The sequence below is a fragment of the Streptomyces sp. NPDC052114 genome, assembly GCF_040680155.1.
Taxonomy (GTDB): domain Bacteria; phylum Actinomycetota; class Actinomycetes; order Streptomycetales; family Streptomycetaceae; genus Streptomyces.
In genome coordinates this window covers 109364-116989 of record NZ_JBFAWC010000024.1, presented here as the reverse complement: position 1 = coordinate 116989, position 7626 = coordinate 109364, and the positions used below count along the sequence as shown (strand labels likewise).

6 protein-coding genes are annotated in these 7626 nt (G+C 74.3%); 2 read left to right on the top strand and 4 right to left on the bottom strand.

What is annotated here, in order from left to right; genetic code table 11:
* Positions 1-140: 140 nt before the first annotated feature.
* Both AB0L89_RS36655 and AB0L89_RS36650 read right to left on the bottom strand, forming a co-directional pair.
* Positions 141-2015, bottom strand: a complete 1875-nt coding sequence (locus AB0L89_RS36655) for a gamma-glutamyltransferase (protein WP_365151396.1) — start codon at positions 2013-2015, stop codon at positions 141-143.
* A 203-nt stretch (positions 2016-2218) separates the two neighbouring features.
* A complete protein-coding gene (locus AB0L89_RS36650) occupies positions 2219-3208 on the bottom strand; it encodes a MerR family transcriptional regulator (protein WP_365151393.1) in 990 nt (329 codons plus the stop codon).
* Positions 3209-3305: 97 nt separating this feature from the next.
* Here AB0L89_RS36650 and AB0L89_RS36645 point away from each other — a divergent pair, with 97 nt between their 5' ends.
* Complete coding sequence (locus tag AB0L89_RS36645; protein ID WP_365151390.1) at positions 3306-3950, top strand: sigma-70 family RNA polymerase sigma factor; 645 nt, start codon at positions 3306-3308, stop codon at positions 3948-3950.
* Between the two features lie 111 nt (positions 3951-4061).
* Here AB0L89_RS36645 and AB0L89_RS36640 read toward each other — a convergent pair whose 3' ends face one another.
* Positions 4062-5435: a deoxyribodipyrimidine photo-lyase gene (locus AB0L89_RS36640; RefSeq protein WP_365151387.1), complete on the bottom strand. Its 1374-nt coding sequence runs from the start codon at positions 5433-5435 to the stop codon at positions 4062-4064.
* Positions 5436-5663: 228 nt separating this feature from the next.
* Between AB0L89_RS36640 and AB0L89_RS36635 the strand changes: the two genes are divergently transcribed.
* Positions 5664-6728, top strand: coding sequence for a biotin/lipoate A/B protein ligase family protein (locus AB0L89_RS36635; protein WP_365151384.1), 1065 nt, complete (start codon positions 5664-5666; stop codon positions 6726-6728).
* A 92-nt stretch (positions 6729-6820) separates the two neighbouring features.
* Here the strand turns inward: AB0L89_RS36635 and AB0L89_RS36630 are convergent, their stop codons facing one another.
* Complete coding sequence (locus AB0L89_RS36630; RefSeq protein WP_365151381.1) at positions 6821-7507, bottom strand: DUF4232 domain-containing protein; 687 nt, start codon at positions 7505-7507, stop codon at positions 6821-6823.
* Between the last annotated feature and the right edge of the window lie 119 nt (positions 7508-7626).

Below are 7626 nucleotides of genomic sequence, written 5' to 3'. Positions count from 1 at the left end.
TGTGCGAACGGAGCACTGAGCGGGCGATGGCGTCTTTGGACTTGGGGCGGGGCGCAGGGATGGCGAGTACGCACATACCCCCGCGGCCCCGCCCCCGAGACGGACAGAAGGCGCACCGTCCGAGGCGCCCCCGCCAGCGACTAGCGGCCCACCGCGTACCCCTGCATCCCCCGTGCGTTCGCCGCAGCGGACAGGACCCCCGTCCAGGGATCCCGCGACACCGCGCACAGGCGGCCCTCCGACCACGCGCCTCCCACCGTCACCTCGTGCCCCCGGCTCCGCAGCCCGTCCACCACTGCGGGGTCCGTCCGCGATTCGACCGTCACGCTCCCCGCCCGCATCTCGCGCGGATGGAACGACCCGGGAAAGGCGTCCGTGTGCCAGTTGGGCGCGTCGATCGCCCCCTGGAGGTCGAGGCCGCCCCGGACCGCGTCCCGCAGCACCACCCCCAGGAAGAAGTGCACCTGCCACTGGTCCTGCTGATCGCCGCCCGGGGTGCCGAAGGCCATGACGGGCACCCCGTCCTTGAGCGCCAGCGACGGCGTCAGCGTCGTCCGGGGCCGCCGCCCCGGCGTCAGCGAGTTCGGCAGTCCCTCCTCCACCCACGCCATCTGAAGCCTCGTACCGAGCGGAAAGCCCAGCTCGGGCACGACGGGGTTGGACTGGAGCCACCCGCCGCTGGGCGTGGCGGAGACCATGTTGCCCCAGCGGTCGACGACGTCGAGGTGGCAGGTGTCGCCCCGCGTGCCGCCGTCCCCGGCCACGGTCGGCTCCCCGGCCCCCAGCGCCGCGCCGAGACCACGGTTCGCGTCACCCGCCGCCGACCCCGGCTCCCCCGAAGCGACCGCCGTCGCATGCGCGGAGAGCCGGGGCCCGCGCCCGCCCGGCGCCCCGGGCCGCAGCTCGTACGACGCCTTCTCCCCTATGAGCCCCCGCCGCAGCGCGTTGTACTCGGCGGAGAGCAGCTCGCGCACCGGCACGTCCTCGGCCGCCCCCGCCCCCGCGTCCCCGTACCAGGCCTCCCGGTCGGCCATCGCCAACTTGCAGCCCTCGACGAGGAGATGGACGTACGCAGCGGACCCGTACGCGGGCAGATCGGCGAGGTCCTCCGGCAGCAGCGCGAGTTGCTGGAGGAGGACGGGTCCCTGGCTCCAGGGCCCGGCCTTGCACAGGGTCCAGCCGTTCCAGTCGTACGTGACGGGGTCCTCGTAGGAGGCGGACCAGCCGCGCAGGTCGTCCGCGTGGAGCGTCCCCACGTGCCGCGTCCCGCTCGTGTCCAGGGTGGGCCGCCCGGCCTGCCGCACGAGCGCCTCGGCGACGAACCCGCCGCGCCACACCTCGCGCGCGGCCTCGATCTGCGCGACGCGCACGGCGTCGCCCCCCGCCACGGCTTCCGCCGTCGTCTCCGCCTGCGCCTCCGACTCCGCCAGCAACCGCCGCCACGTGGCCGCGAGCGCGGGATTGCGGAACGGTTCCCCGGGCCGCGGCGGCCGTCCTCCGGGGAGGTAGACCTCGGCGGACGAGGGCCACTCCCGCTCGAAGAGCTCCCGTACCGTCTCCACCGTCTCGCAGACCCGCTCGACGGGCGGGTGCCCGTCCTCCGCGTACCCGATGGCGTACTTGAGGACGTCGGCGAGGGACTTCGTGCCGTGGTCCCGCAGGAGCAGCATCCACGCGTCGAACGCGCCGGGCACGGCGGCGGCGAGCGGTCCGGTGCCGGGCACCAGGTCGAGGCCCAGGGAACGGTAGTGGGCCACGGTGGCACCGGCGGGCGCGCCGCCCTGGCCGCAGAGCACGCGCACCTCGCCTGCGGCGGGCGCGAGGATGATCGGGACCTCGCCCGCGGGGCCGTTGAGGTGCGGTTCGACCACGTGCAGGACGAACCCCGCGGCGACCGCGGCGTCGAAGGCGTTGCCCCCGTCCTCCAGTACGGCCATCGCGGACTGGGAGGCGAGCCAGTGGGTGGACGACACCATGCCGAAGGTGCCCTGCAGGGTGGGACGCGTCGTGAACATGATCCGCAGGCTAGCTCCGCGGGCCACGCACGTCAGCAGTCGCCCGGCACCTCAGCAGTCGCCCGACACCTCGACCACCGCCCGAACCCACCGCCCGAACCCGCCACCCGCGCCCACCGCCTGCGCCCGCCGCCTGCGCCCGCGGCCCACGCCAACCGCCCGCACCCGCCGTCGGCGGCCCACCGGCCACAGGACGAGTCCCCTCAAGCCACCAGCAACGACTCGATCCGGTCCGCCGCAGTCCGCAGACCGGTCAGGCGCTCCACCCCCGGCCCGTACCCGTCCGCCGCCATCGTCCAGCCGGGGCCCGCGACCAGGACGACGGGGTGCGTGCGGGCGCCGCGTACGCCGCGTTCCACCCGGGCCACGAGGTGGACCAGCGCGCGGTCGGCGGTGCCGCGCGAGTGCGCCCAGAGGACGACCACCGCGGGGCCGATGCGCCGCACCGCCTCGTACAGCGCTTCCGCGGGCAGCGCGGCGCCGAACATCCGTGTGGGCAGGCCCCGTTCGCGCAGCACCGCGCCGAGCGCCTCCAGCGGGAGCGTGTGCTGTTCGCCGGGCGCGCAGGTCAGCAGCACGGGCGGAACGGCCGACGGGGAGGCGGCGGGCGGGGCGGCGGCGCAGGTGCCGGGGGCGTGGCGCAGGGCGGAGGAGACGTGCCAGGAGAGCAGGTGCTCGACCTCGACGTAACGCTCCCCGGACGAGGCCCACTTGCGTCCGATGGCGTGCAGCGCCGGTGCCATGACCTCCTCCCACCCCGTGGTGAAGCCGTGCTCGCCGATCGTCGCCCGCAACTGCGCCTCGACGGCGGGCCCGTCGAGGCGGACCGCCGCCCGCGCCAGGCCGCGGCACTCCTGGCGGACGTTGCCGAGGGGAAGGGTTCCGGGGTCGCCGCCGTGGCGTTCCCGCGACGAGGCCTCCGCCACGGCCTGCTGCAGGGCGACGCGCGCGGCTTCGGCGGGCGGCACGCCGAGCGCGGTCAGGCGGCACATCTCCTCCACCCGTCCCACGTCCACGGCGGTCCAGCGCCGGTGCCGACCCTCCTCGCGGTGGACGGGTCCGATGCCGTAACGCCGTTCCCACGAGCGCAGCGTGGTCGGCGCGACGCCGAGTCTGCGGGCGACGGATCCGGTGGTCAGCGCGGCATCGGCATCGCTCTGCCAGGAGGGTCCGGGGATCCGGGAAGCACTCATCCGGCGACCATACGACGCACAAACGCTGCGAGTTGCCGCCTCTCACTGACTGTCACCAATCTGAGCGGACAACGGCCACAGTACGAGGGGTGAGGGTATGGCAGTGGTCAACTCCGGTGCTCGCGCGGGCTTTCGGCAGCGCGAATGTCCCGAGGACCTGCTCGGGGAGGCGCAGCTCGCGGCCGGCTTCGCCGCGGGGGACGAACGCTGCCTCGCGGCGGTCTACCGGCGCTGGGGACGGCTCGTGCTCGGGGTGGCGGGGCGTGCCCTGGGCGACGGCCCGGACGCCGAGGACGTGACGCAGCTGGTGTTCCTCGCCGCCTGGCGCGGCAGACAGGGCTACCGGCCCGGCGCGGGCGGTCTGAGCGGCTGGCTGATGGGCATCACCCGCCACAAGATCGCCGACGCGCTCGCCGCGCGGAGCAAACGGGCCCTGATCGTGGCCGCCGTGGGCGCCCGTCAGGAGACGGCTCCCACGGTCGGACCGGTCACCGAGCAGGCCCTGGACCGGCTCGTCGTCCAGCGCCACCTGGCGGACCTGCCGTCCTCGCAGCAGCTGGTGCTGCGGCTGGCGTTCTACGCGGACCTGACGCAGGCGCAGATCTCGGAGCGGACCGGCCTGCCGCTGGGCACGGTCAAGAGCCATACGCGGCGCGGGCTGCGGGCCCTGCGCGACGGCCTGGACCCGGCCGAGGGCCGCCGCCCCCGCCGTCCCGGAACGGCTGACCGCGCCGCGTCATGAAAGTGCCGCCGCGGTCGCCATAGAGGTGTCCCTGTAGAGGTGTCCCTGTAGAGGTGCCCCTTCCGTCGATGCGGACGTGTCCCGGCGGAGGTGTCCCGCCGGACGTGTCCCTCAGTCGATGCCCCGCGCCTGCTTGAACCGGCTGAGTCCGTCGGCCAGTTCGACGAGCGGGTCCGGGTAGTCGTAACGGGCCCGCTCCAGGCCCTCCAGCTTCCACGGCTCGTGCACCGCGGCGCCCTTGAGGCCGTCCAGTTCGGGTACCCACCGGCGTACGTAGGTGCCGTCCGGGTCGTAGCGCTTGGCCTGGAGGACGGGGTTGAGCACGCGGTTGGGCCGGCTGTCCGTGCCGGTGCCCGCCATCCACTGCCAGTTGAGCTGGTTGTTGGCGACGTCCCCGTCGACCAGGAGCCGCTGGAAATGGCGGGCGCCCACCCGCCAGTCGACGTAGAGCGTCTTGGCCAGGAAGCTGGCGGTCAGCAGCCGGCCGCGGTTGTGCATCCAGCCCTCGTGCAGCAGCTGGCGCATCGCGGCGTCGACGACCGGATAGCCGGTGCGTCCCTCCTGCCACGCGCGGATCTCGTCGGCCGCCGACTTCTCCGAGCGCCACCGGTCGCCGCGCGTGCGGTAGTCGGCCTCGGCCGCCTTCGGCCGGGCCGCGAGCACCTGGTGGTGGAAGTCGCGCCAGCACAGCTGCCGGATGAAGTCCCCCGCTCCCTCGGAGCCGCGGGCGCGGGCGCCGTGGACGAGTTCGGTGGCCGACAGCGTGCCGAAGTGCAGATGCGGCGAGAGCTTCGAGGTGAGGTCGCCCGCCAGGTCGTCGTGGTGGTCGCTGTAGCCGTCGATGCCGTCGCGCAGCCACGCCTTCCACTGCTTGCGGCCGGCGCTCTCGCCGCCGCGCGCGAGCCCGGGTGAGACGTCCTCGACGTCGTCGCGCGCGGGCAGCGGGTCCGAGCGCACGTGGTCCGGTACGCGCACGGTGCGCGGCGCGTCGAGCACCGCCCGCACGCCCTGGTCGGACCAGCGGCGGTAGTACGGCGTGAAGACGGCGAAGTGGTCGGAGTTGGCCGGGGTCACGGCGCCGGGCGGCACCACGGTGACCACGGCCTCGTGGACGTACAGCCGCCGCCCGTCCCACTCCAGGGCCTCGCGCAGCCGGCGCTCGCGGTCGTGCGCGTACCGGCTGACGCCGGCCGCCATGTGGACCTCGTCGGCGTCCGTCGCCGCCACGACGGCCCGCACCTGCTCGACGAGGTCGCCGGTGCGCAGCACCAGACGGCCGCCGCGGTCGCGCAGCTGCCGGTCGAGGTCGGTCAGGCAGTCGGCGAGGAACGCCTGCCGGTTCGGCCCCACCGTGCCCGTGCCCTCGATGGCCCGGTCACGCACGAACAGCGGGACCACGGCGTCGGAGCCCGAGACGGCGGCGCGCAGCGGCGGATGGTCGTGCACCCGCAGGTCGGAGGTGAACAGGACGACCGAGACGTTCATCGTGGGACTCCAAAAGCTGTGCCGGCGCGGACAGGACTCACTGTCAGTTCGCACTGCCAGCTCGGCTGCCTCTTCTCACCCTTCTTCGGCCGGTCGGCCCCGCAGGGATGCACTCCCGGGTGGCCGCTCCCGCACCCCACCGGACATTCCGGGGCTCGGCTAGCGTTGGGGGACGATTCGGAACATCGAGCCGAGGGCGCTGCGCCCCTGGGGCATGGAGGAAGCACGGTGCACGGTGAGTACAAGGTCCCCGGCGGCAAGCTCGTCGTGGTGGACCTGGACGTCGAGGGCGGCGAGCTGCGGCACACGCGTGTGGCCGGTGACTTCTTCCTCGAACCGGACGAGGCGCTCGACGCGATCAACGGCGCCCTCGACGGCGCCCCCGCCGACACGGACGCGGCGGGGCTTGCCGCCCGCATCGACGCCGCGCTCCCCGAAGGCACCGTCATGTACGGCCTGACGTCGGAGGGGATCGGCGTCGCCGTGCGCCGCGCCCTCGCGCACGCGACGGACTGGACCGACTACGACTGGCAGCTGGTGCACGAGGGACCGCAGCCGCCCGCGCTGCACATGGCGCTCGACGAGGTGCTGACCCAGGAGGTGGCGGCGGGGCGGCGCCCGCCGACGCTGCGCGTGTGGGAGTGGGCGTCGCCCTCCGTGATCATCGGCAGCTTCCAGTCGCTGGCCAACGAGGTCGACCCGGAGGGCGCGGCCCGGCACGGCATCGACGTCGTGCGGCGGATCTCCGGCGGTGGCGCGATGTTCGTGGAGCCCGGCAACACCATCACGTATTCGTTGTCCGTGCCCGACGCCCTCGTCCAGGGCCTCTCCTTCCAGGACAGCTACGCCTACCTCGACGACTGGGTGCTCGGCGCGCTCGCCGACATGGGGATCAAGGCGTGGTACCAGCCGCTCAACGACATCGCGACGGAGGCGGGGAAGATCGCGGGCGCCGCGCAGAAGCGCACGGTGGCGCCCGGGGGCGCGGCGGGCGCGGTGCTGCACCACGTGACGATGTCGTACGACATCGACGCGGACAAGATGCTGGAGGTGCTGCGCATCGGCAAGGAGAAGCTGTCCGACAAGGGCACGAAGAGCGCCAAGAAGCGCGTCGACCCGCTGCGCCGCCAGACGGGGCTGCCGCGCGAGGCGGTCATCGACCGCATGATCGACTCGTTCCGGGGGCGCTACGGCCTGACGCCGGGCAAGGTCACCGACGAGGAGATGGCGCGCGCCCAGGAGCTCGTGCGGACCAAGTTCTCGACCGCCGAGTGGACGGCGCGGGTGCCCTGAAGCCACGGCGGTGGGGCGGCGTTGGAGCCCTGAGCCACGACGGTGGGGCGGCGCGGGGCCCTGAGCCATGGTGGTAGGGCGGCGCTGGGGCCTCAGGGCCGGGTGGCGCCGTCCCGCCCGGTGTCGTCCGAGGGGCTCTTCTGCCAGGCGGTCGTGCCGAGCATGCCCGTCTCGCCGATGTCGAGGCCGCCGTCCGGCTCGATGGTCCGGCGCGGCGCGCCCTTGGCGGTGCCGATCTCCACGTAGACACCGCTGCCGCTCCTGGTGGCCGCATCCACGGCGGAGTACCGCCACACCAGCGAGGTGTACGCGGACTCGCCCGGCTCCAGCTCGACGCGGCGCGGGCCCGGGTCGTCCATGGTGGTGACCGGCTCCGTCCCCTTGAGCACCGTCACGTCGAACAGCTGTCGGTCCACGCCGCGCACGCGGATGTCGGGGTAGCCGTTGAGTACGCGCACGTCCTTGCCGCAGTTGGTCACGGTCACCGACATCGCGCGCAGCCCCATGGCCGCGGTGACCATTCCCGGCGCCGTCGTGACGCCCGACCTCGGGCAGCCCCCGGCGGTGGGCGAGGGCGCGCCGGGCCCGCGGGAGGCGTCGCCCGGCAGGCCCGCCCCGGGGTCCGTCGGCGTCGGGTCCGGCCGCGTGGCCACGGGCGCCGGCGTGCGCTCCGGATTCGCCTCGCGGTCCAGCTCCTCGGAGAGTCCGCATCCGGCCAGGAGCAGGGCGGTCGCCGTCAGGGCCCCGGCGCGTCTGAGCGATCTCGGTACGACGGTCACTCGGAGATCATGCCATGGCCATGATGTGAACCGTTTACGGCCAATCGCCGCCACGGCCACGGCCCGCCGCCGCACGCGGCCACCAGCCCCGACCCGCACGCGCGGACGGCCAACCAGCG

Excerpts from the sequence above, each read along its gene's own strand:
- AB0L89_RS36640 (WP_365151387.1), bottom strand. The coding sequence starts at position 5,435 with ATGAACGTCTCGGTCGTCCTGTTCACCTCCGACCTGCGGGTGCACGAC.
- AB0L89_RS36645 (WP_365151390.1), top strand. The coding sequence starts at position 3,306 with ATGGCAGTGGTCAACTCCGGTGCTCGCGCGGGCTTTCGGCAGCGCGAA.
- AB0L89_RS36650 (WP_365151393.1), bottom strand. The coding sequence starts at position 3,208 with ATGAGTGCTTCCCGGATCCCCGGACCCTCCTGGCAGAGCGATGCCGAT.
- AB0L89_RS36655 (WP_365151396.1), bottom strand. The coding sequence starts at position 2,015 with ATGTTCACGACGCGTCCCACCCTGCAGGGCACCTTCGGCATGGTGTCG.